The sequence below is a fragment of the Nonomuraea sp. 3N208 genome (assembly GCF_052245935.1).
Classification (GTDB): Bacteria; Actinomycetota; Actinomycetes; order Streptosporangiales; family Streptosporangiaceae; genus Nonomuraea.
In genome coordinates, this window is sequence record NZ_JBQQBR010000008.1 from 94,739 (window position 1) to 117,965 (window position 23,227).

The 23,227-nt window shown below is 68.9% G+C and carries 22 protein-coding genes; 14 read left to right on the forward strand and 8 right to left on the reverse strand.

Translation table 11 applies throughout. The features are described from left to right. Positions 1-57: 57 nt before the first annotated feature. Together ACTWPT_RS14025 and ACTWPT_RS14030 are read left to right on the forward strand one after the other, a co-directional pair. Positions 58-591, forward strand: a complete 534-nt coding sequence (locus ACTWPT_RS14025; RefSeq protein ID WP_443177778.1) for an RNA polymerase sigma factor — start codon at positions 58-60, stop codon at positions 589-591. Then, positions 588-1,487, forward strand: a complete 900-nt coding sequence (locus ACTWPT_RS14030) for a hypothetical protein (protein WP_443177779.1) — start codon at positions 588-590, stop codon at positions 1,485-1,487. Before ACTWPT_RS14025 ends, ACTWPT_RS14030 begins: the two co-directional genes overlap by 4 nt. On the opposite strand, the gene ACTWPT_RS14035 is transcribed toward ACTWPT_RS14030, so the two are convergent. After that, positions 1,484-2,512, reverse strand: coding sequence for an N-acetylglucosamine kinase (locus tag ACTWPT_RS14035; protein WP_443177780.1), 1,029 nt, complete (start codon positions 2,510-2,512; stop codon positions 1,484-1,486). The two genes, ACTWPT_RS14030 and ACTWPT_RS14035, sit on opposite strands and share 4 nt — an antisense overlap. Positions 2,513-2,591: 79 nt before the next feature. Here ACTWPT_RS14035 and ACTWPT_RS14040 point away from each other — a divergent pair, with 79 nt between their 5' ends. The 7 genes from ACTWPT_RS14040 to ACTWPT_RS14070 all read left to right on the forward strand — a co-directional run bounded on the left by ACTWPT_RS14040 (position 2,592) and on the right by ACTWPT_RS14070 (position 8,404). Then, on the forward strand, positions 2,592-3,461 hold the full coding sequence (locus tag ACTWPT_RS14040) for a MurR/RpiR family transcriptional regulator (protein WP_443177781.1): 870 nt from the start codon (positions 2,592-2,594) through the stop codon (positions 3,459-3,461). Beyond that, on the forward strand, positions 3,462-4,196 hold the full coding sequence (locus ACTWPT_RS14045) for a sugar isomerase domain-containing protein (RefSeq protein WP_443177782.1): 735 nt from the start codon (positions 3,462-3,464) through the stop codon (positions 4,194-4,196). A 17-nt stretch (positions 4,197-4,213) separates the two neighbouring features. Further along, complete coding sequence (ngcE, locus tag ACTWPT_RS14050; RefSeq protein ID WP_443177783.1) at positions 4,214-5,626, forward strand: N-acetylglucosamine/diacetylchitobiose ABC transporter substrate-binding protein; 1,413 nt, start codon at positions 4,214-4,216, stop codon at positions 5,624-5,626. Continuing rightward, on the forward strand, positions 5,626-6,537 hold the full coding sequence (locus ACTWPT_RS14055) for a carbohydrate ABC transporter permease (protein WP_443177784.1): 912 nt from the start codon (positions 5,626-5,628) through the stop codon (positions 6,535-6,537). Before ngcE ends, ACTWPT_RS14055 begins: the two co-directional genes overlap by 1 nt. Then, a complete protein-coding gene (locus ACTWPT_RS14060; RefSeq protein WP_443177785.1) occupies positions 6,537-7,454 on the forward strand; it encodes a carbohydrate ABC transporter permease in 918 nt (305 codons plus the stop codon). The genes ACTWPT_RS14055 and ACTWPT_RS14060 overlap by 1 nt, the downstream gene beginning before the upstream one ends. An 80-nt stretch (positions 7,455-7,534) precedes the next feature. After that, positions 7,535-7,792: a hypothetical protein gene (locus ACTWPT_RS14065; protein ID WP_443177786.1), complete on the forward strand. Its 258-nt coding sequence runs from the start codon at positions 7,535-7,537 to the stop codon at positions 7,790-7,792. Positions 7,793-7,852: 60 nt separating this feature from the next. Next, a complete protein-coding gene (locus tag ACTWPT_RS14070; RefSeq protein ID WP_443177787.1) occupies positions 7,853-8,404 on the forward strand; it encodes a GNAT family N-acetyltransferase in 552 nt (183 codons plus the stop codon). Here the strand turns inward: ACTWPT_RS14070 and metE are convergent. Further along, the gene (gene metE / locus ACTWPT_RS14075) at positions 8,395-10,542 is read right to left on the reverse strand and encodes a 5-methyltetrahydropteroyltriglutamate--homocysteine S-methyltransferase (protein ID WP_443177788.1); all 2,148 of its coding nucleotides are present in this window, start codon (positions 10,540-10,542) and stop codon (positions 8,395-8,397) included. The genes ACTWPT_RS14070 and metE overlap by 10 nt on opposite strands. A gap of 79 nt (positions 10,543-10,621) precedes the next feature. Here metE and ACTWPT_RS14080 point away from each other — a divergent pair, with 79 nt between their 5' ends. Next, on the forward strand, positions 10,622-11,470 hold the full coding sequence (locus ACTWPT_RS14080) for a LysR family transcriptional regulator (protein WP_443177789.1): 849 nt from the start codon (positions 10,622-10,624) through the stop codon (positions 11,468-11,470). Here ACTWPT_RS14080 and ACTWPT_RS14085 read toward each other — a convergent pair. After that, positions 11,463-12,143 carry a DNA alkylation repair protein gene (locus ACTWPT_RS14085; RefSeq protein WP_443177790.1) on the reverse strand — a complete coding sequence of 227 codons (681 nt, stop codon included), beginning with the start codon at positions 12,141-12,143 and terminating at the stop codon, positions 11,463-11,465. The two genes, ACTWPT_RS14080 and ACTWPT_RS14085, sit on opposite strands and share 8 nt — an antisense overlap. Continuing rightward, positions 12,140-12,808 (reverse strand): TetR/AcrR family transcriptional regulator, encoded by a 669-nt coding sequence (locus tag ACTWPT_RS14090; protein ID WP_443177791.1) that lies wholly within the window; start codon positions 12,806-12,808, stop codon positions 12,140-12,142. The genes ACTWPT_RS14085 and ACTWPT_RS14090 overlap by 4 nt, the downstream gene beginning before the upstream one ends. Before the next feature lie 97 nt (positions 12,809-12,905). On the opposite strand from ACTWPT_RS14090, the gene ACTWPT_RS14095 reads away from it, so the two are divergent. The 4 genes from ACTWPT_RS14095 to ACTWPT_RS14110 are packed head-to-tail and all read left to right on the forward strand — an operon-like array spanning position 12,906 to position 17,639. Continuing rightward, the gene (locus tag ACTWPT_RS14095; protein WP_443177792.1) at positions 12,906-14,069 is read left to right on the forward strand and encodes an acetyl-CoA C-acetyltransferase; all 1,164 of its coding nucleotides are present in this window, start codon (positions 12,906-12,908) and stop codon (positions 14,067-14,069) included. A gap of 4 nt (positions 14,070-14,073) precedes the next feature. Next, complete coding sequence (locus ACTWPT_RS14100) at positions 14,074-15,438, forward strand: alkaline phosphatase D family protein (protein WP_443177793.1); 1,365 nt, start codon at positions 14,074-14,076, stop codon at positions 15,436-15,438. Between the two features lie 25 nt (positions 15,439-15,463). Then, positions 15,464-16,948 carry a glycoside hydrolase family 3 protein gene (locus tag ACTWPT_RS14105; protein ID WP_443177794.1) on the forward strand — a complete coding sequence of 495 codons (1,485 nt, stop codon included), beginning with the start codon at positions 15,464-15,466 and terminating at the stop codon, positions 16,946-16,948. A 19-nt stretch (positions 16,949-16,967) separates the two neighbouring features. Beyond that, the gene (locus ACTWPT_RS14110) at positions 16,968-17,639 is read left to right on the forward strand and encodes a pentapeptide repeat-containing protein (protein WP_443177795.1); all 672 of its coding nucleotides are present in this window, start codon (positions 16,968-16,970) and stop codon (positions 17,637-17,639) included. A 64-nt stretch (positions 17,640-17,703) separates the two neighbouring features. Here the strand turns inward: ACTWPT_RS14110 and ACTWPT_RS14115 are convergent, their stop codons facing one another. The 4 genes from ACTWPT_RS14115 to ACTWPT_RS14130 form a co-directional block, all read right to left on the reverse strand. Next, complete coding sequence (locus ACTWPT_RS14115) at positions 17,704-17,901, reverse strand: type II toxin-antitoxin system VapB family antitoxin (protein WP_443177796.1); 198 nt, start codon at positions 17,899-17,901, stop codon at positions 17,704-17,706. A gap of 57 nt (positions 17,902-17,958) precedes the next feature. Next, positions 17,959-18,447, reverse strand: a complete 489-nt coding sequence (locus ACTWPT_RS14120; protein WP_443177797.1) for a hypothetical protein — start codon at positions 18,445-18,447, stop codon at positions 17,959-17,961. An 18-nt stretch (positions 18,448-18,465) separates the two neighbouring features. Continuing rightward, the gene (locus ACTWPT_RS14125; RefSeq protein WP_443177798.1) at positions 18,466-22,692 is read right to left on the reverse strand and encodes an nSTAND1 domain-containing NTPase; all 4,227 of its coding nucleotides are present in this window, start codon (positions 22,690-22,692) and stop codon (positions 18,466-18,468) included. Positions 22,693-22,764: 72 nt separating this feature from the next. Further along, positions 22,765-23,088 carry a CU044_2847 family protein gene (locus ACTWPT_RS14130; RefSeq protein ID WP_443177799.1) on the reverse strand — a complete coding sequence of 108 codons (324 nt, stop codon included), beginning with the start codon at positions 23,086-23,088 and terminating at the stop codon, positions 22,765-22,767. Positions 23,089-23,227: the final 139 nt, after the last annotated feature.

The window sequence follows — 23,227 nt, forward strand, 5'->3', positions numbered from 1 at the left end:
GACATGTACCGGGTGTCCCAAACCCCGATACGAGGAGGCCGACCATGGGGACCGCCCGTGGATGACGACCGGAAAGACCGGTTCGAGGCCGTCTACACGCAGACATACGAGCACATACTCGGGTACGCCATGCGCCGCTGCGACTCCCCCGAGGACGCGGCCGATGTGGTCGCCGAAGCGTTCGCCATCGCCTGGCGCCGCGTCGACGCGCTGCCGGCGGGCGGCGAGGCCAGGCTCTGGCTGTACGGGATCGCCAGGAACGTGCTGGCCAACCACCGTCGCAGCCGGCATCGGCGGCAGGAGCGGCACATGGCGCTCGACGCCGAGATCGCCGACCTCTACGCCCGCTCGCCAGAGAGCGGCATCGAGCTGAGCGCGATCGCTCGGGCGTTACGCGAGTTGCCCGAGGACGACCGCGAGCTGATCATGCTGGTCGCGTGGGAGGGCCTGGACCGAGCCCAGATCGCCTCGGTGCTCGGCTGCTCACGCAACGCCGTGCGCATCCGGCTGCACCGCGCGCGCAAGCGTTTGTCCAAGGCGCTGGCCGTGGCCGGCGTCTCCGTCAACCACGTGGTCATGGAGTCCGCATGAACGAGCTGAAGCGCCTCGCCAGGGTCCACGACGAGGATCTCGCGGGGCAGGCGTCCGGCGCGGGGGCGCGGGCGCTCCTCGCCTCGATCACCGCCGAGGAGCCGATGCCGGAGCCGGCCCGGCGCGGGACTCGGAGGGTTCACCGTCTCGTCCTCGGCGCCGTAGCGCTGGGGGGGCTCGCGGCGGCGGCCGTGGTCGGACCCACTGTCCTCGGCGAGCGCGGCACGGCCACCTCGTACGCCAACTCGGCCATCGACATCGAGCTGCGCGGCGACACGTACGTCGCCACCATCAAGGACCCGTTCGCCGACCACGCGAAGTACACGGAGGGATTCAAGGCGGTCGGCCTGAACGTGAATCTCGAGGTGGTGCCTGCCTCCCCGCCCTGGGTGGGCAAGATCGCGGGGATGAGCCTGAGCGGCCCTCTGGCGCCCAACGGCGAGTCCATCGGCAGCGGTACGGCGCCCGAAGGCTGCACGATCGGCCAGGACGGTTGCGCGATCACCGTCACGGTGCCCCGCGGCTGGACCGGCTGGGCCGCCGTCCGGGTCGGCCGGGCGGCCGAGCCAGAGGAGAGGTACCGGAACCTCGCCCGTGCCACGCGGAAGGGCGAGATGCTCGAGGGCTTCCAAGTGGACGAGAAGACCGTGGGCGAGGTCCTCGCAGAGGTCCGGAGGCGCGGGCTGAAGGCCGTCTTCCAGGTCATCACCCCTGCTCCTGACTTCGACGGCTATGGGGTGGAGCAGGACAAGCAGCAGGCGGAGGTCGGCGACGACTGGATCGTCTGGGAGGCGGAGTCCGAGCAGGCCGGCGTCGTCCGCCTGCTGGTGACCAAGGACCGTCTGCCGAAGAACCCGATCTACGGCGGCCCCAAGCCCGCGGACACGGACGACTAAGCGGCCACCGGCGGGGCGGTGAAGGCGGTGTGCCGGGCCTTCGCGTCGGCCTCGGGCAGCAGGGCGCGGGCCGCCAGCCAGGCCGCCGCGCCCGCCGCGTCGCGTGCCGTCGTGACGGTCTCGCCGGCGAGCAGCTCCATCACGGCCTGCCGGATCGGCCCTTCGCTGGTGAGCACGCTCCCGGCGAGCACCACGGGGCCGGACACGTGCACCCGCCTGAGCGTGGCGACCAGGTGGTCGGCGGCCTCGTGCGTGATCTTCAGTGCCATCTCGTCGCCTGCTGCGGCAGCCTGGCTGACCAGAGAGGACAGCGCGGCCAGGCACATGTGGTCGGCTTGCGCCAGCCGGACGATGCGGTCCGCCACGTCGCGCGGCGCGGCCGGCCGCTCGTCGCCGAGGAAGTGCCGGGCGACCAGGGTCACCAGCGGGCCGCCGACGGGACCGGGAGCTCTCGCTGCGTCCGAAGGGCCGTGCGCCAACTCCGCCCAGGCTGTGTCGATGGCCTCCACGGGCAGCCCTCGGTCGAAGGCGTCCACGACCGCCTTGGCCGCCGCGCGCCCGATCCAGAAACCGGACCCCGCGTCCCCGAGCAGCCACCCCAGCCCGTCAGCGATCCTCCTCAGCTTGTAGCCCTCGATCCTGGCCGCGACCGCGCCCGTGCCGGAGAGCAACAGCGAGCCGTCGGGCTCGGCGGACCCGGCCGCGTAGGCGATCGGCACGTCGCCCATGAACCGCGGCCCCTCGGGGATCCCGTGATCGGCCCAGACTTTTCTCAGCTCGGGCACCATTTCGGCGACCTGCCCGGCGATCCCGGCCAGCGAGGCCACCACCCGGCCGCCGTCGTGCGGCCCGAGCGCCGCCCCCAGCGCGTCCGTGATCGCCGCCGCCGCCTTGGCCAGCCCATGAGCAGTGGGATTGCCCGCGCCGGCCCGCGCGTACCCCACCCGCGTCCCGTCGAGCGCGTGCACGGCGACCCGCGTGGACGTGGCCCCGGCATCGACACCGATGACTAGCGATTGAGTCACGGTCCGAGTCTGGGGGTTGACGTGGCCGAGAAGCAAGAATAATTTTCGCCAGAAGACCGGGTATCCGGAAGGAATATTCGTGACTTCAGGAGCGCTTGGGCGCGTCGAAACGGAACTACCCGGTTTGCCGGAGGCGTTGCGCAGGGTCGGCGAGGTAATACTCGACGACCCGGCCGAGGCCGCGCGGTCGACCATCATCGCGCTGGCCGAGCGGGCGGGCAGCTCGCCCGCGACCGTGACCAGGTTCTGCCGGGCGTTCGGCTTCTCCGGCTACGCCGAGTTGCGCGTCGCGCTCGCCACCGAGACGGGCCGGGCCGCCCAGGCGGGCTGGGGCGCGGGCGTCGGCCACGAGATCGGCCCGGACGACCCGCTCGATACCGCCATCGAGATCATGGCCGCCGCCGACACCAGGCTCATCCAGGACACCGCCGCGCAGCTCGACCTCGGCATGGTCGCCCGGGTGGCCGCGGCCATCGTGGCGGCCCCGCGGGTGCTCCTGGTTGGCGTCTCCACCAGCGGGAACGTGGCGACTATGTTCGAAGGCAGGTTACGCCGCATCGGCATCCCCGGCTGGAGCGCGGGCGACGCGCATGTGGCCCTGTCGGAGGCGGCGCTGCTCAAGGACGGCGACGTGGCCATCGGCATCAGCCACCGGGGCCGTACCCGCGAGGTCATGGAGGCGCTGGCCGAGGCGGGCAGCCACGGCGCGCTGACGGTGGCGGTCACGTCCTTCGCCCGCTCCCCGCTGGCCGACCTGGCCGACCTGGTGCTGACCACGGCCAGCAGGGAGACCACGTTCCGGCTCGGCGGGCTGGCCGCCGTCCATTCGCAGCTGTTCGTGCTGGACGCCGTCTATGTGGCGGTCGCGCAACGCACCTACGAGCGCACCAACGAGGCGTTCGAGCGCACGATCAGCGCCGTGGAGAGCCATCGGGTGGAGAGAGGCTGAATGACGTACGTATCCAAGGTCCTCGACTTGGCCGGCCAGGTCGCAGAGAGCCAGGCCGAGCCGGTCAAGCAGGCGGCCGCGCTGATCGTGGCCTCGATCCGGGCGGGAGGCGTGGTAAACGCTTTCGGCTCGGGGCATTCCGAGGCCATCGCCATGGAGATCGCCGGACGGGCCGGCGGCCTCGTGCCCAGCAACCGCCTCACGCCCCGGGACCTCGTCCTGTACGGCGGCCGCCCGCCGAGCGTGCTGACCCCGGAGCTGGAGCGGGACCCGGCCATCGCGCACGAGATCTACGCCCTGGCGCCGGTCGCGCCACAGGACGTGTTCGTGCTGATCTCCAGCTCCGGCGTGAACGGCGCGGTCGTCGAGCTGGCCACGATCGTCAAGGACCGCGGCCATCCGCTGATCGCGCTGACCTCGGTCAAGCACAGCAGCAGGATGACCTCGCGCCACCCGTCGGGCGGCAAGCTGCTCGACCTGGCCGACGTCGTGCTGGACAACGGCGCGCCGTACGGGGACGCCATCCTCGACCTGCCCGGCGGCGGCAGTTACGGTGCGGTTTCCACGATCACCTCCGCGTTGCTGGCGCAGATGGTGGTCACCGAGGCGGTGGACGAGCTCGTGGCGATGGGCGAGACGCCTCCCATCTACCTGTCGGCGAACGTGACCGGCGGCGACGAGCACAACAGATCCCTGGAGAGCCGCTACGCGGGGCGCATCCGACGCGGATCATGAAAAGTCAGGAGTTATCGATGTCCAACACCCCCCATATCAGCAGGCGTGAGCTTCTCCGCGGCGCTGCTCTTGTCCCCGTGGCAGGGGCGCTGGCCGCGTGTGCCACACCCGCCTCCCAGCCCACCGCCACGGCCTCCTCGGCGCCGGCCGCGACCAGCGCGGCCAACCCGTTCGGCGTGGCCGCCGACAAGCCGCTGGAGGTGTGGATCTTCGACGGCGGCTTCGGCCAGGACTACGCCAAGAACATCCACCAGCCGCTGTTCAAGAGCAAATATGCGAACGTCGAGATCAAGCACAACGCGACCAAGGAGATCACCAAGGTCCTGCAGCCGCGATTCGCCGGCGGCAACCCGCCCGAGGTGATCGACAACTCGGGCGCCAACTTCATCGACTTCGGCGCCCTCTCCCAGGACGGCCAGCTCCAGGACCTGACCCCGCTGCTTGACGCGCCCTCGTGGGACGACCCGAACACCAAGGTCAGGGACACCATCGACCCGTCGGTCATCGAGATCGGCACCTACGACGGCAAGTTCAGCGTGCTGGGCTACGTCAACTACATCCACGGCATCTGGTACTCGCAGAAGGTGTTCAGGGACAACGGCTGGCAGATCCCGAAGACCTGGGACGAGTTCATCGCGCTCTGCGAGACGATCAAGAAGTCCGGCAAGATGGCGCCCTTCACCTACGCCGGCAAGTTCCCGCAGTACCTCTACGAGCCGCTGCTCACCATGGCCGCCAAGATCGGCGGCAACGAGGTGCTGGTCAACATCGACAACCTCGAGGACGGCGCCTGGACCACCGAGGCCATGAAGTCCGCGGCCACCGCCTGGGCCGAGGTCGGCGCCAAATACCTCATGGAGGGCACCACCGGCCTCGACCACGTCCAGACGCAGACCGCGCAGAACAAGTACAAAGTCGCCATGCTGCCCTCCGGCTCCTGGCTGGAGAACGAGCAGAAGACCACCACACCGCCCGACTTCGAGTACGGCATGTTCCCGATTCCCGACGTCACCGGGTCCGACAAGATGCCCTATGGCACCCTGCACACCCAGCCGGGCGAGAACTTCATCGTCTCCGCCAAGAGCCCGCACCCGCAGGCGGGCATGGAGTACCTGCGGGGCATGCTGTCGAAGAAGGCGGCCGGCGACTTCAGCGAGCTGGTGCGCACCCTGACCGTGGTCAAGGGCGCCACTGAGGGCCGGGAGATCTCCCCGGGCGTTACCAGCGCTTCCAAGGCCGTCACCGACGCGGGCGCCAACACCGTCTACTACCGCTGGTTCAACTGGTACGGCCCGCTCAAGGACGAGGCCATCGCCGCCACCGGCCAGCTCATGTCCGGCGGCCTGACGCCCGACAAGTACCTGGAGCGCATCCAGAAGAAGGCCGACGAGATCAAGAACGATTCCTCGATCAAGAAGTACAAGCGCTAATGATCTTCAATAGGTATCGCCGCGGGCTGTTCATCACCTCGTTCCTGGCAGCCCCGGTGATTCTCTACCTGGTTTACGTCATCTCGCCGTACATCCAGGCGTTCTACATCGCGATGACGGACTGGCGCGGTGTGACGGCCACGCCGCGGTTCATCGGCCTGGACAACTTCGAGCGGCTGTTCGGCGACGGGACTTTCTGGAAGGCCGTCAGCCACAACGGTGCCCTGCTGCTCCTGTTGCCGCTGATCACGATCGTCGTCGCCCTGTTCTTCGCCTTCCTGCTCAACGTGGGCGGACCGCAGGGCCTGACGGGGATCCGCGGGTCGAAGTTCTACCGTGTGGTGTTCTTCTTCCCGCAGGTCCTGGCCGTCGCGGTGGTGGCGGTGCTGTTCCAGCAGGTGTTCCGGCCGGACGGCAGCGGCATGCTGAACGGCCCGCTGATGGCTCTGGGCATCTCGCCGATCGGCTTCCTGTCCGACCCGGACGTGGCGTTCTGGTCGGTGCTGGGCGTCATGGTGTGGCAGGCGGTCGGCTTCTACGTCGTGCTCTTCTCCGCCGGCCTGGCCTCCATCCCCAGAGACATGTTCGAGGCCGCGCAGATCGACGGAGCGGGCCGCCTCAGCCTCTTCTTCCGCATCACGCTCCCGCTGCTCTGGGACACCGTCCAGGTGGCCTGGGTCTACCTGGGCATCCTCGCCCTGGACGTATTCGCGATCGTCTGGGTGATGACCGACCAGCACGGCGGCCCCGACTTCTCGACCACGGTCATGGCGGCCGAGATCTACCGCAACGCGTTCCAGTACTTCCGATTCGGCTACGCCTCGGCTCTGGGCGTCGTGATGTTCTTCTTCACCGTCGGCTTCGCGATCCTCTCGCTGCGCCTGTCCCGACGCGAACGAATTGAGTACTGATGACAACGATGATCTCGTGGACGGTGGCGAACTCCCGCAAGCTCGCCCGTCAAGAGCGCAGGCGGCGCCTCGGGCCGCTGGGAGTGCTCACACACCTGGCGTTGCTGGTGTGGACGCTGCTGACGGTGGTGCCGATCCTGTGGACGTTCCTGGCCTCGGTCAAGAGCGAGGACGAGATCTTCGGCGACGCCTGGTCTCTGCCTGCCGCGCTGCGCTGGGACAACTTCGCCAGGGCCTGGGAGCAGGCGCACATCGGCCAGTACATGCTCAACAGCGTCATCGTGGTGTCGTTCAGCACGTTCGGCACCATGCTCATCGGCTCGATGGCCGCGTACGTGCTGGCCCGCTACCCCTTTCGCGGTAACCGCGCGGTCTACGTGCTGTTCGTCTCGGGTCTGGCGTTCCCTGTCTATCTGGCGCTGACCCCGCTGTTCTTCGTCGTGCAGAACATGGGGAACGTCCCGCTCATCGGCCCGTTCATCGGCCTGAACACGCACGCGGGCCTGGTCCTGGTCTACATCGCGTACTCGATGCCGTTCACCGTCTTCTTCCTGTCGGCCTTCTTCCGCACGCTGCCGACCGCGGTGGGGGAGGCCGCGATGGTGGACGGCGCGTCGCACACGCGGGTGTTCTTCCAGATCATGCTGCCGATGGCCCGGCCGGGCATCATCAGCATCACGATCTTCAACATCCTGGGACAGTGGAACCAGTACCAGCTTCCTTTGGTGCTGCTCCAGGAACGGGACAAGTGGGTGCTGACCCAGGGCATCGCCGACATCTCCACCGCCGCCGGATACGACCAGGACTGGTCGGCCCTGTTCGCCGCCCTGACCCTGGCCATCCTCCCCATGCTGGTCGTCTACACGGTCTTCCAGCGTCAGATCCAGTCAGGCCTGACATCTGGAGCCCTGAAATAACGCAGCGCAACCGGACTGCTACCTTGAGGCAACCTCGCATCTGCCGGAATAGTCCTGGACGCACTTCGGGAGGTAGGTCGTTGACCGTGCTCAGGCATCCGGACAGCTTCTCTTCGTGGCGGGCCGACATGTGCGACTGGAGGCCGCACGCCCCAAGGAGCCGGCTCCCAGCGGTGGTCGAGGCGTCCTGCTGCGAGGAATACATCCTGTGCTCAGAAGGCGCCGAATTCTTCGTCCGGCGCCGTACCGATGACGGGTGTTACCAAGAGACCGCCAGAGGAAGCTATGCCCGCGCCGCCAAGGTGTGGATCGACCTGGCCGCGACGCACTGGCACTAGGAGCGGGCCGGCGCAAAAACGGCTCGCGACCCCTGGCGGTGATCTGCTTTCCTTCGTCCCATGAGATCGGCATGGGTGGGAGAGCGCGTGCGCCTGCGCGCCGTAGAGCCAGAGGACTGGGAGGCGTTCCACGCCTTTGAGGAAGACTCCGACGCGGTCAGGAACGGCTGGCGCCTCCATCCGCCCTCCTCGGCCGCCTACGCCAAGAAGTGGGCCGCGGAGGAGGCCGAGCGGGAAAAGGATCTCGACGAATTCAGGCTGGTGATCGCCACCAGGGACGGCAACGCCCCGGTCGGGTCGCTCAACACGCACGGGACCGCCCGCGAACACGGCACCTTCGCCTACGGGATCAGCGTCGGCACCCCGCACCAGCGCAAGGGCTACGCCGGCGACGCCATCGTGATCCTGCTGCGCTACATGTTCTTTGAGCGCCGCTTCCAGAAGGCCGAGGCGTGGGTCTACGCCTCCAACGAGGCGTCACTGGCCCTGCACCAGCGGCTGGGCTTCGTCGAGGAAGGCCGCCGGCGCAGGAGCCACTACCACGCCGGTCACTATGACGACGAGGTGCTGTTCGGCATGACGATCGAGGAGTTCACCGAGCGTTACGCCTGAAGCTCGGCACGCAGCCTGCGGGTGGCGGTGACCACGTTGGCCAGGGCCGCCTCCACCTGCTCGTACGTCCGCGTCTTCAGCCCGCAGTCCGGATTGACCCAGACCCGCTCGACCGGCAGCGCCCGCACCGTCCGGCGCAGCAGGTCCTCGACCTCCTCGGCCCCCGGCACCCGCGGCGAGTGGATGTCGTACACGCCCGGCCCGAGCCCGCGCCCGAACGACTCCACCGCCCCCAGGATCCGCGCCCCCGACCGGGCGGACTCGATCGTGGTCACGTCCGCGTCCAGCCCGTCGATGGCGGCCAGGATCTGGTCGGCGTCGGAGTAGCACAGGTGAGTGTGAATCTGGGTGCGATCCCCCGCCCCTGAGGTGGCCCGCCGGTACGCCGCGACCGCCCACTCCAGGTATTCGTCCTGCGCGGCCCGGCGCAGCGGCAGCAGCTCACGCAGCGCCGGCTCATCCACCTGGACGATCGACACCCCGGCCGCCTCCAGATCGCGGACCTCCTCCCGCACCGCGTCCGCCACCTGGAACACCACGTCGCGCAACGGCAGGTCGTCGCGGAGGAACGACCAGGCCACGATCGTGACCGGCCCGGTGAGCATGCCCTTGACCGTTCTGTCCGTGAGCGACTGCGCGTACGTGGCCCACCGCACCGTCATCGGCTCGGGCCGGCCGACGTCGCCGTGCAGGATCGGCGGCCGGGTGCAGCGCGAGCCGTAGGACTGGACCCAGCCGTTCCTGGTGACCGCGAAGCCGTCGAGGTGCTCGGCGAAGTACTGCACCATGTCGTTGCGCTCCGGCTCGCCGTGCACGAGGACGTCGAGCCCGAGCCGCTCCTGCACCCGGATGACGTGTTCGATCTCGGCCTCGACCCGCCGCTCGTACTCCTCCTGCGTCAGCGTGCCCGCCGTCACCGCCGCCCGGGCCGCGCGCAGCTCGCCGGTCTGCGGGAACGACCCGATCGTGGTGATCGGCAGCGGCGGCAACCGCAGGTGCTCGGCCTGCGCCGCCGCCCGCACCGCGTACGGGCTGCGCCCCTCCGCGATGACCGGCCCCGCCAGCGCCACCGAGTGCTCGGCCGGCGCCGGCCCGTGGAAATCGGCGGCCGCGAGCGCGACGACCTCGGCCACCTTCTGCTCCGCGAACGCCAGCCGCGACCTCAGCGTCGCATCCAGCTCCGGCTCGGCCTCCACGTCGTAGGGCACGTGCAGGAGCGAGCACGCGGTGCTCACCGTCACCTGCGAGGCCCGTACGGAGCCGAGCGCGGCCAGCGCCCGCTCAGGCGAGGTCCGCCACACGTCCCGCCCGGACACCACACCCGCGACCACGGTCTTCCCGGTCAGATCGACGACCGGGACCCGGCCTCGCACCAGGTCGACCCCGATGGCCTCCACAGGCGTGCCGGCCAGCACCGGCAGCGCCTCCCCGAGATCACCGAAGTAGGACGCCACGAACAACCCCGGCCGCTCGCCCACCGCTCCCAGCCGCTCGTAAGCGGTCCGCACCGCGGCCAGCTCATCCGCCGTCCGGTCCGCCACCAGCGCCGGCTCGTCCAGCTGCACCCACGCGACGCCCTCGGCGGCCAGCGCGCCGAGCAGCTCCTCGTAGCAGCCCAGCACGTCGTCCAGCCGCTCCAGCGCGCCGGCGAGCAGCAGGAACGTCACGGGCCCGATCACCACCGGCCGCGTCTCGTAGCCGAGCGCCCGCGCCTCCCGCACCTCGCCCAGCGGCTTGCCCGCGTCCAGCTTGAACACGGTGTCAGGACCGATCTCCGGGACGATGTAGTGGTAGTTCGTGTCGAACCACTTCGTCATCCGCAGCGGCGCCAGCCCCTCGGTGCCGCGGGCCATCGCGAAGTAAGGGTCCTCGGCCGCGTGATACCGCTCGGGCACCGCGCCGAGCAGCACGGCCGTGTCCAGCACCTGGTCGTACAGCGAGAACGTGTTCGACGGCAGCCCCTCAAGACCGAGCTCGGCCAGCCTGCGCCAGGTCCGCTCCCGGATCCCGGCGCCAACCCGGTCGAGCTCGGCCCGGCTCGAACGCCCGTCCCAGTACGACTCCAGCGCCCGCTTCAGCTCCCTCCGCGGCCCGATCCTCGGGTATCCGAGCACGGTGGACTTGGGGAACGGCGACATCTTCTCAACTCCCTGTGACGTGGGACGACAGATCGTTGTGATCGTGCCGAGTACCCGCAGAGTCGTGCACCATGTATTGATGCTGCTTATGCTCAGGGAGATCCACTGCTTCACGCGGGTCGCGGACCGGCTCAGCTTCTCGGCCGCCGCCGCCGACCTGGGCATGTCGCAGCCTGCCATGAGCCAGGCCATCACCCGCCTCGAACGCGCCATCGGCGTCAAGCTCTTCGAGCGCACCGCCCGCGAGGTGCGACTCACCGCCGAGGGCAAGGCGCTGCTGCCGTACGCGGAGCAGATGCTCGAATCGGCCAGGGTGTTCACCGCCGAGGCGGCCAGGCTCGCCCGCCCGAGTATTCACCTTGCTTATCCACCGCTCGTCGGCACACTGGCGGCGCGGATCGTCCGGCGCCTCGCGGGACGCAATCCGCCGATCGGCGTGGAGCTGCGGGTGGCCGGACGGGCCGCGGCCGCGCAGGCGCTCGCGGCCGGCGAGGTCTCGGCCGCGATCCTGGCCACTCCGGCGCCCGCCCAGTTCGTCACGGCGGCCAGGTTCCACGTGACCGTCGACCACCTCGCCGTCCCCGCCGTCCACCGGCTGGCGTCCGCTCAGAAGGTCACCGCCTCCGACCTGGCCGGCCAGGTCCTCCTCACACCGAGCACCCGCCCGTGGACCGGCCTGCCCGGCCGCTCCCGCATGGTGGCCGACGACGACTTCGCCGCGGCACTCGACCTGGTGGCCGCCGGCGCGGGCCTGCTGCCGATCCCGCAGCTGCTGGTGCGGGCGATCAGGCGGGACGACGTGCGTTTCGTGCCGCTGGACGCGGGCGACCTGCGCATCACGTACGCGCTGGCCTGGTCGAAGGACCAGGTCACGCCCGAACTGATGGCCCTGGTCCAGGCGGTCCAGGACGCGTTGTGGACTAGGTGACCGGCAGGTTCTTCAGCGCCTCGCGGCGGCTCAGGCCCGTGATGCCCTTGGCCTTCACGTAGCGGATGACCTCGCTCGGCCTGGTCTTGGCGTATTCGCGTAACGCCCACCCGATCGCCTTGCGGGCGAAGAAGTCGTTGTCCGACAGGCTCGGCTCGATGCACGCGTATAGCAAGGCCGTGTCCGTGCGGCCCTTGAACCGGTTCTGGCACAGGATCGCGGTACGGCGTTTCCACAGGTCCGCATCGTGCGCCCACTCCAGCATGAGCGGCCGCATCGAGTCCGGGTATGCGGCCAGCAGCCCGCCCATCCGGTGCGTGGCCAGCTCGTCCACCAGATCCCACCAGGCACCCGTGACGATCATCTCCTCGTACATCGGCACCGTGTAGAGGGTCTGGAAGCTGCGATAGAGGTGGTATCCGGACAACTCGATGGCGGCGTACCGCTCCTCGCGGTATTCGGCCTCGCGCCAGAGCGACAACACGGCCCGCCGCCACTCCGGCGCACTCTCGAGAGGGTGGTCGGCGAACACCCGTTTGAGCGCGACCCGCCGGGGCACCGCCTGGACGCCCAGGAACGGCATGGGGGACTTCATGTACGCCCGCATCGTCTGCGCCTTGTCCGGCTCGGCCGCCGCCTGCAGCGCCAGCCGGACCGCCTTACCCAGGCTCATCCGTTGCGCTGCGTAGAGCGCTCGCCCGTGGCGAGACCATCGAACAACACGGTGATGTAGTGCTCGGCCAGCCCGCCCGTGTTGAGCCTGCCGCCGGGGCGGAACCAGCGGACCGCCACCCAGATCGTGTCGCGGATCATGCGGTAGGTCAGCTTGGGGTCGACGTCGGAGCGGAACTGCCCGGCGGCCTGGCCGGCCTTGATCTGCGCCACCCAGATCTGCTCGACCTCGTCCTCGGCCTTGACGAGGTAGTTGAAGCGCTCGAACTGCCGCAGGTAGTTCCAGTCGTTCTGCATGACGGTGATCGCGGCCCGGTGCGGCTCCAGTGTGCCGAACCCGATGCGGACCATCTCCGACAACACGGTGCGCGGGTCGGAGCTGGTCTCGACCGCGGCGCGGTAGCGGGCGATGAGGTCGTCGAGGAAGGTGGACAGCACCTCGTCGACGATCGTCTCCTTGGAGTCGAAGTGGTGGTAGAGGCTCCCGGAGAGAATGCCCGCCTCGTCGGCGATCTCGCGTACTGTCGTGGCCTGGAAGCCCTTGCGCGCGAAGAGCTCCGCGGCGAGCTTGACGAGGTGGTCGCGGCGCTCGGACGCCGACCCGGTGGAGGTCGCGCGCTGGCGCTTCGCCGGTGCGGCAGTGCCGGAGTTCTTTCGCGTGGTCACGTCACCATTATGAGCCCACGGACAATCGCTTGCTCACCTAACCGGCCCAGCTCATCGGGCATTCCAGATGAGACCAAGCGCTTGCTACGATTCGAGGATGAGCGAGGCGTACATCGTCGGCGCCGTCCGCACCCCCGTCGGGCGCAGGAACGGCGGCCTGGCCAGGATTCACCCCGCCGATCTCGGGGCGCACGTGCTCAGGGAGTTGATGGACGGCACGGGCGCCGACCCGTCGGCCGTGGAGGATGTGATCTTCGGCTGCGTGGACACGATCGGGCCGCAGGCCGGCGACGTCGCCCGCACCTGCTGGCTGGCCGCCGGGCTGCCCGAGGAGGTGCCCGGCGTCACGGTCGACCGCCAGTGCGGCTCCTCGCAGCAGGCACTGCACTTCGCCGCCCAGGCCGTGTTGTCGGGCACCAGCGACCTGGTGGTCGCGGGCGGCCTGCAGAACATGAGCATGATCCCGATCTCGTCCGCGATGCTGGCCGGGCGCGCGCTCGGGCACGAGACCCCCTTCGGGGGCTCGAAGGGCTGGGTCGAGCGGTACGGCACGCAGGAGGTCTCCCAGTTCACCGGCGCCGAGCGGATCGCCGCGCACTGGGACATCTCGCGGGAGGAGATGGAACGGTACGCGTACGAGTCGCACCGGCGGGCCCTGCACGCCATCGACGCCGGATATTTCCGGCGGGAGATCGTTCCCTGCGAAGGCGTCGCCGCGGACGAGGGCCCGCGCAGGGACACCACGCTCGACAAGATGGCCGCGCTCAAGCCCCTGGTCGAGGACGGCCGGCTGACGGCCGCGCTGGCCTCGCAGATCTCCGACGGCGCCGCCGCCCTGCTCATCGCCTCGCCCCGGGCCGTACGCGAGCACGGCCTGACCCCGCGTGCCCGCGTGCACCACCTGTCGGCCCGCGGCGCGGACCCGATCACGATGCTCGACGCCCCGATCCCCGCCACCGTCCACGCACTCGGCATGACCGGCATGTCGATCGACGACTTCGACGCCATCGAGATCAACGAGGCGTTCGCCTCGGTCGTGCTGGCCTGGCTGAAGGAGACCGGCGCCGACCCGGCCAGGGTGAACCCGAACGGCGGCGCGATCGCGCTGGGCCACCCGCTCGGCGCGACCGGCGCCGTGCTGGCCGTCAAGCTGCTGCACGAGCTGGAGCGGACCGGCGGCCGATACGGTCTGCAGACCATGTGCGAGGGCGGCGGACAGGCGAACGTCACCGTCATCGAACGGCTCGGTGCGTCACCATGACGGTATGGCAAACCCGTTCACCCTGGGTGTCGCCTCCGGCGAACCGATGCCCGACGGCGTGGTTCTCTGGACCCGATTGGCCCTCGATCCACTCAACGCCGACCCCCTGCGGCCCGGCGGCATGGCCCCGCGGGCCGTCGAGGTGCGCTGGCAACTCGCCGAGGACGAACGCTTCACCCAGGGCCTGCGCCAGGGGACGATCCAGGCGCTGCCGACCTGGGCGCACAGCGTGCACGTCAGGGTGGCCGGGCTCAAGCCGGGCGCCGACTACTTCTACCGCTTCAGGGCCGGCGGCAACCTGAGTCCCGTCGGGCGCACCCGGACCGCGGACGACCCGGCCGCCGCGCGGCCCGTGCGGTTCGCGATCGTCAACTGCCAGCGGTACGAGCACGGCTTCTACACCGCGTACCGGCATCTGGCCGACGAGCGGCCCGACGTCGTCTTCCACGTCGGCGACTACATCTACGAGTCGCGCCAGGCCGCCACCGTCGTGCGGCCGCTGGGGCCGGTGCCCGGCGAGATCAGCAGGTTGCACGAGTACCGCCTGCGCTACGCCCGCTACCGGACCGACCCCGACCTGCAGGCCGCGCATGCCGCCGCGCCCTGGGTGCCGACGTGGGACGATCATGAGGTACTCGACAACTACCGGGGCAGGGGCGACGGGTCGGCCGCGTTCCTGCGCCGCAGGGGTGCCGCTTACCAGGCCTACTACGAGAACCAGCCGCTCAGGGTGCGGCCGCAGGACGGGCACCTGCAGATGTACCGGCGGCGGACGTACGGGCTGGTCGCCGACTTCGTGGTCCTGGACGTACGCCAGCACCGTGACGCCGGCACCATGCTCGGAGCCGCGCAGGAGCAGTGGTTGATGTCCCGGCTGCTCACCAGCCCGGTCAGGTGGCGGGTGCTGGTGCAGCCGCTGTTCTTCGCCCGCCGCTTCGTTCCCGGTCCGCCGCCCAACCTGCGCCCGGACTCCTGGGACGGTCACCAGGCCGAGCGGGCCCGCATCCTGGCCGCGAACGCGTCCGGGCTGGTCGTCTTCAGCGGGGACGTGCACGACTTCTGGGCGGGCGAGCTCAAGGCGGACTTCCTCGATCCGGCGTCGGCCACGGTAGGGGTGGAGTTCGTGGGCAGCTCGATCAGCAGCCGGCCGCCACAGACCGACGGCGCCGCCGTGCTGGCCGCGAACCCCCACCTGAAGTTCTTCGACGACCGCCGGGGTTATCTGTCGTGCGTCGCCGGCCCCGACGAGCTGCGGGTGGCGGTGCGTGCGGTGGACTTCGTGGACAGGAGAGGAGCACCGATACGGACGGTGGCGGAGTTCCTCACGAAGGGAGACGGGCTGACGTCAGAAAATACCCCTAGCAAATAGGAAACTTTCCTATTAGATTGCGGGCATGCCCCAGAGCGGTGACCTGCTTCGCCTCGCCGACGCCGTCCTCTTCCCCGGTTTCGCGGGACAGACGCCCCCCGACTGGCTCCGTCGCCGACTCGGCGACGGGCTGGCGGGCGTGGTGCTGTTCTCCCGCAACATCGCCGGCCCCGACCAGGTGGCCCGGCTGACTGCCGCGCTGCGTGCCGAGAACCCCTCGGTGCTCGTCGGCACCGACGAGGAGTCCGGCGAGGTCACCAGACTGGAGGTGGCCACCGGCAGCAGCCGCCCCGGCGGGTACGCGCTCGGCGTCGTGGACGACGTGGGCCTGACCGAGGCCGTCGCCAGGGACCTCGGCGGCGACCTGGCCAGGGCCGGCATCACGATCGACTTCGCCCCCTCGGCCGATGTGAACTCCAACCCGGACAACCCGGTGATCGGCCTGCGGGCGTTCGGCGCCGACCCGGTCCTGGTCGCCCGGCACACGCGGTCGTTCGTCCGCGGCCTGCAGTCGGCCGGCGTGGCCGCCTGCGCCAAACACTTCCCCGGGCACGGGGACACCTCCATCGACTCCCACCACGGCGTGCCCGTGGTGGCCGACGACGGGATCGAGGCCGCGCTGGTCCCTTTCCGCGAGGCGATCAAGGAGGGTGTCAAGGCGGTCATGACCGGCCACCTCCTGGTGCCCTCGTACGACGCCGAGCTGCCTGCCACGCTCAGCCCCAAGGTCCTCACCGGGCTGCTCCGTGAGGAGCTGGGCTTCGACGGGATGATCATCACGGACGGCATCGAGATGGCCGCCGTGTCGGGGGCGTACGGGATCGGAGGCGCCTCCGCCCGCGCCGTCGCCGCCGGAGCCGACGCGATCTGCATCGGCGGCGAGCGGGCAGACGAGGCGACCGCCGTCGAGGTCCGCGACGCCATCGCCGCCGCGGTGACCGATGGACTGCTGCCCGAGGAGCGACTGGCCGACGCCGCTCGCCGGGTCCGCGAGCTGGCCGCCTGGGCCACCTCCTCGGGCAGCCAGGTACAGGGCCACGAGAACGGCTACCTCGGCCTCACGGCCGCCCGCCGGGCCATCCGCGTCACCCGCCGCTCCACCGCCCCGCTCCTGCCCCTGTCGTCAGCCCCGTACGTGGTCGAACTGGCCCCGGAGATGAACCTGGCCATCGACAAGGGCACCCCCTGGGGCGTCGGCGAGCCCCTCGCCCGTCTGCTACCCGGCACCACAGTCGTCCGCCTCGAGGCCGGCGAGGCGACGGGCGCCGCTCTGGAGCGCCTGATCGGCGAGGCCGTCTTCCGGCCTCTGGTGATCGTGGTACGCGACGCGCACCGCTACGCCTGGCAGGCCGAGGCCCTGCGGCACCTCCTCAGCGCCCGCACGGACGCGGTCGTGGTCGAGATGGGCCTGCCAGCCCGCTCGGACCTGGGCGCCGTGCACATCGCCACGTACGGCTCCGCGAGGGTCTGCGGGCAGGCGGCGGCCGAGGTGCTGACCGGCGGTGTGTGATCCCCGTTAGGGTGACGCTGTGAACTTCGACGGCGAGGACCTCTCACGCAAAGCGCTGGCCGACCGCCTCCCGCCCGACGAGCCGCACGTCTTCCGCGACTGCGACCTCACCGAGACCGACCTTTGGGGCGCCTCGCTGGCCGAAGCCCGGTTCGAGTCCTGCGTGCTGGAGCAGACCGACTTCCGCAAGGCCGACCTGGACGGGGCGGTGTTCACGGGCGGCGGCGGGATGCGGACCCGGTTCAACGACGCCGACCTCATCGACGTGACGTTCACGGACGTGGACCTGTCGTCGGCCCAGTTCGGCGGAGCGCTGCTGACGGACGTCTCGTTCACCGGGTGCCGCATGATCGGCGCCTCCCTGACCGCCTCCCGCGGCACCGGCTTCAAGATCGCCCGCTCCAACCTGACCCTGGCCAACCTGGGCGGTTGCTCGCTGCGCGGCGAGGCCATCGAGGGCGTGCGTTTCGACGACGCCGACCTGTCAGGGTGCGACTTCACGGAGGCCACGTTCAGCGACTGCCGCTTCATCGGGACACGCCTGCTGAACACGAAGTTCGCCAAGGCGGACTTGCGGGGCGCCGACCTGGGGCAGCCGGATGACTCCAAGCTGCGGGCCTTCGCCGGCGCCATCATCAACCAGACCCAGGCCAACGCCATCCTCGCCGCCCGCGGCATCACTGTCCTTTAGCTCCTGCATCCCGTACAGGGTGCGCTATCCGAAGGACGGCCGTAGGAGGCCAGTTCCAAGGCCCTCAATTGACAGGCGGCCGCCAGGCGTCGGCGCTGCGGTCGAGGTCCATCGACAGGATCGCGGCTACAGCCTCGCGCTGCCGGTGACGGCGGGCGAAATGCTCCAGGGCAGCGGTGACGGTGGCCTCGCGACCCTTGGTGCCGAGTTCTTCGGCAGCCTCATCGAAGAGATCTGCGTCTATGTCGATCACAGTACGCATGGCGGCTCCCTTGCCGGTCGGGACGATGCGGTCGATCGATAGGCAGGATTGGATCTTTCAGTGACCCTCGAGCACGCTGGAAGGTGCCGGTAGCTTCCAGTTCGGCCCGTTGGGGTGATCGAGCCACAGGTGCGTGCCTTCAGGGCCAACGGTCAGCCCGAATCGTTCGTAGTGTGGGCTGCCGAGCGCCACCCACCCGAGATAGGCGTCGGACAGCTCATCCCACAGGTGGCGTTCGCCGTACTGGGTGACCTGGTAGGTGTCGGTCCCGGATTCCTTGTCGCAAGCTGCCCACGATCCGTTTGGGTTGTCCGGCTCGAACAGCAGCAGGGAGTACGTGTTCTCATCGATGGATGCGTGCCAGCCGATCCGGGGCGCTAGCGCCGCGAACATGAGTTCGCCCCCCCGATCCGCCGTTGCCAGGATGGTTGGATCGTTCGTGGTCTTGGAGCGATCGGCCTCCTCGTAGTGATGAGGATTCCATGTGCTCTCCGACGCCGACCAGATCCTCGCCGCGATCGACGGGCTGGACGGGGACAACACCACGATCGAGTCAGCGTGCCCTCATCCAAGGCAGATCTGGGCCGGCAATTCGACCGGCACCTGCTTGCGGTCATCGTCGGTCAGGTCGCGCCCCAGCACCTCGCACACTCGCCGCTCCCACGCCGTCACGTCCAGCGGCAACACATCGGTGACGTACCCTTCCGCCCCGTCCCCGGCTCTCAATCGGAGAAGCGTTCTGCCGTCCGCTGAGACGTCCAAGAACTCCTGCACCAGGCTGAAAGTGTATGTGCCCTCATACGTCACCCCATCGTGCCCGTCACGGTCTTCGGCAACGTCCAGCCCGTAGATGTGGATCTCCTTGTCGCTGATCAGGAACAGCTTGTGCTGTTGCTCGACGAACATTGAGAACGTCCTCTCATTGGCACCGAGACCGTTCTCCGAAACCGATCGCAGCGGGCCGAGCAGCTTCTTCAGTGGTTGGCTGAGCCATACCTCCGGCAGTCCGCCACTACGGAACACCAGCAGGTACCTGCTACTAGAGTCGAAGGTGAATCCCTCAATGGTGCCCGACCCCATCTGCATCCGCCGCCCGGTGACCTCCTTTCCGGTCCCCAGATCGACGGTATGAATGTAGCCCCGCTCTCTCACGGCTACCAGGAGGTGGTCTGGGTTCCATGGGCTGGCTTGTATTTCCCCAACGGTGGAACCGGGGCCCGTCAGATCAAAACCGCTCTTGCGCTGTCCTGTCTTGACATCCCAGCGTTCCAACCGTCTCCCCGCGCGCGTCAGCAGATCGCCGTTCTTGAGGAAGAAGTAGTCCAGTTGCTCCATGTTCCCCGCGCTGTCGCGAGGCGGCAGGGCCGAGGTGACTTGGGTGACGGTGCGGAGCGAGGGGAGAGCACGTACGACCACCTCGTTGGCGGCCACCGGGTCGGCGACATAACGCTCGTCATGGCTCACCAAGGGGTTGCCGTGGACGTCCAGGCCAGACGCGGTCGTGGCCCGGTCCACCTCGGCGATCGTCCGCTGTTCCCCGCCCGTTTCGCTCACGCGGAGTTTCTTGCCGCCCTCGGCCTGAGCGATCATCCAGCGCCCGTTGGACAGCAACTCCGGCTCGCCGGACCGTTCTTCCCGGTTTCTCAGCGAGGTAAGAACCACGGTGTCACGCGACATGGTCATCAATGCCGGGGAGTCCGGCACGTCGACCAGGGCGATCGGGCCCGGATCCTCGTGCGCCTCGATCCATGTTGAGGAAAGGCGCGAACCCTGCCGCAGGTCGACCAGTTCCCAGCCGTGCGGTCCCACGATCATGCCGTGTCGCCCGGAGTCGTCCACAGCGAAGTCTCGGCAGGGAATCGCACGTCGATACCGCCCCTGCCGTGTCCCGTCGGGCAATCGCAACGCCGTGTACGTGGCGCTTTGACGGACTTTGTCGTTCGAGTTTGTGCAGACCACTGCGCTCGTGCCGTCGCCCGAGACACGGAGGCCGTCCGCCCTGCCGAGCCGCTTGAGGTTCACCTTGCTCCACAATGGCTTGCCCACGCTCGTGAGCACCCATAGCTCACCGTCGCTGAGCGCGACGACGGTCCTTTCATTAGGGCCGAAACGGACCGACTCCGCGGCGAAGTCGAGCGTCCACGCCTGTTCGGGAGCCGTCACGCCCAGGGACTGCAGCACCACTGTGCCCGGCCCAGTGGTCGCGATCCACCCATCGTCGCCGGACTGTATGATGTCGGCTCCCTGAGCGGGGAAGCCTTCAGGTTTTTCGCGATTCTGCCGCGAAAGCGTGTGCCCGTCGTCCAACGGCCATCGGTTACCCGGATCGACGCTGTGCCAGACCATGCTGCCGTCCTCGACGGCATACGCGATGAGGATGCCGTCGGGCGACACGGCGGGCTGACTGGCGACCCCTTTGTAGGGCAGGTGCTGGAGCCGGTAATCGCCGTTCGCTGAACGGACGTAGAGCGTCGCCGTACCCGAATCCGTGGTGACGAGAACCACTCGTCCATCGGCACTTGCGTCCGCCTCGGCCAACAAGCCCAGCGCCCCCGACGCGATTGCCGTCGTGTCCCGATGTTCGACATACCGCTGGAGCACCTGGTTACGTGCCTCCCAGGTCGGCGACGAACGAACCGCCTCGATCGCCAGCATCGCCGACAGCCGGGGATCGCGGCTGGCCAAGTCGGCCGCTGTTCTCGCCAGCCCTCTCGACCGCGCCTCGGCCGCCCGATCGTCGCTAACCTGTCCCAGGACGATCACGCTTGTCGTCAGGACGGCCAGCACCGTCAGCAACGCTACAGCCCCCACCCACCCGGCACGTTTCCAAAGCGACCTGAAGCGTTCACGTCGGCGTCCCAGTTCCAGATAGTGAAGCTCCGCCGCGCTCAGATACGCCCGTCGCTCGGTCAACCACCTCTCGGCCTCCGCCAGTGCGCCGGACCTGGGCAGCCACTCCACGGCCTTGTCGTGCTGCTCCCAACGCTTGATGTCTTCGTCCAGCACGGCACGCCATTCCAGGAAACTGCGGTTGCGGTCCGCCGTTACCAACTCGGCAAGTCGTGGCCATTCGAGGATCAGCGCCTCGTGGGCCAGCTCCACGGTCTCGCCCTCGTCCTCGTTGCTGCCCACCACGAGCAGGCGCCGGCCCGCGAGCACCTGAGCGATCCGCCACCAATCCTCCGCCACCTCCGAACGTCGCACCACCCGCCGCAGGGGCGCCCCGCTGCCTGGCGACACCCCCACGAGTTGGGTCAGCAGTGCCCGCCCCGCGGTCGCGTCCGATTCCGGAACGCATTCCTGCCAGATTCTCTCGGCCTCTTTGGCCAGCGCCCCGCGTACGCCGCCGAGTTCCCCGTAGGCGGCGAAGGAGATCTGCCCTTGCGACCGCTTCTGCCACAGCTTCTCCAACACGAAGCCCAGCAGTGGGAGTGCGCCCTGCTGGTTCCCGGCGTCGTCCAATATCGTCTCGACGAGCATCGGGTCGTAGCCCACCGCCGGAATCCCTTCGAGCGGTCGCTCGATGACCTCCTTCAACTGCTCGCGGTGCATTGGTGTGAGCGCGTAGACGGCGCGGCTCAGCGCGCTCCCCAGCGCGGGATGGGACAACCCCGCTTCCAGGAAATCGGCCCGCAACGTGAGCAGTACGCGCACGTCATCCAGCGGCCGGGCAGGGAACAGCACTTCTGCGGCGGCCTGCGCCTCCTCGAGCGGGCAGCCGAGCAGTTCCTCAGCCTGGTCGACGACGATGAGCAACTGCTTCCTCTGGGAGCCGCGCAGGACCAACGCTGCGATCTCGCCCAGTCCCTCCTGTCCCAGCTCCGCCCGCACACCTCTCGCCTTTGACAGCGCCTCTGCACCTGTCAGACCGGGATGCAAGAGTGCGGACAGTTCGGCGCTGAGCGCGGATATCAAGGAACGTCCGGCGGACGGGCGGACAACAACGACCTCGTAAGCAGCCCGCCGCAACAACGGCACCACGCCCGCCAGCGCCAGCGAGGACTTACCGCACCCTGACGGTCCGACCAACGTGACCTGTGGTTGCTTGTGGACGAGACGTGCGACTTCCTCGGCCTCGACCTCCCGTCCGAAAAAGACCTTCTCATCGTCTTCGGAGAAAGTGGACAGCCCCCGGAACGGCGGTTGAGGATCTACCGGCAGTGGCACAGCGGCTATCAATGTGCGCGTGGGGAGGAAAAAGCCTTGCCGCGCCCCGTCAGGCTGAGCGGCCACCACCATGCCGACCACACCGCCGAATTCCTCATCCCAGACCGGGCTGCCACTGAAGCCTCCGGTGAGGGGGACGTCAGACGGGCTTTCCGGCGAAAGCTGTATCCATCCTGGCGCTGTAGGCCCGCGCACCTGCCCAACGTGCCAGACCCCGCCGGCCAGTCCTTCGGGAAAGCCCGGTACGCGCACCCGGTGATACCAGAGGTCATCGGCATCCACCATCTGGAGCGGAAGGGCGCCGGGCATCTCGGTTTCCAGCCGCAGCACGGCGATGTCTCCGCTGTCGTCGTCGGCAGGGGGGACCCAGTTCTCGATCTCGATATAGGCCTTCGCGACCGGGGTCGCCTCAGACCGGATGAACGGCAACTCCAGAGTGATCCGGTCATCCAGAGAGGGCTTTTCGGCTCCTTTCAGCCCTAGCGCGGCGGAGACCACATGTGCGCACGTGATGGCCTTATCGGCCTCGATCAGAAAGCCCGCACCGACGATCGGACCATTCGGATCGGGACCGCGGACACGCAGTGTGGCGCGGCTGAGCGCATCATCCCCATTGCGTGGCATCACGACTCCGTGATCTTTCAGCGTCAGGTCTCACATGAGGCTCCTAACGCGAGTATGGTCAGGGACCGAGCCTCACACTTTGCCTTTCCATGACAAAGTCACGGAGAAGTTGGCGTCCGTGGCGGTGCTGGCGATCACCACGTCCGCCTCAGCGGAGAGTGCGACCCCGAACTCCACGGTGATCTCGTCCGGTGCCTGCGCCAGTTCTCCGAAACTAGCGACGAACTTCTCGGCCACTGGCTGAATGGTGTCGAGCATCTCGCCGAACGACCGGGACGCGCGGGCGACCACGTGCCCGGCCCGGCCGACACGGACCGGTGCATCCCCGTCCCTGTCCCGAATTTCCACCTTGACGACGTGGCCTTCCTCGCCGACCGGTAGTTCCACCACACGCATTGAGCCCACTCCCGTCTGACCGGAGGAGCCGCGGCACCAGCGGCGCCGTCCTCACTCCCCAACTTTTCCAGGAGCTATATGATCACGACGTGGATCCAGCGCGCGTCGACTTGCTCGACTTTGCATGGATGCCGTTGCG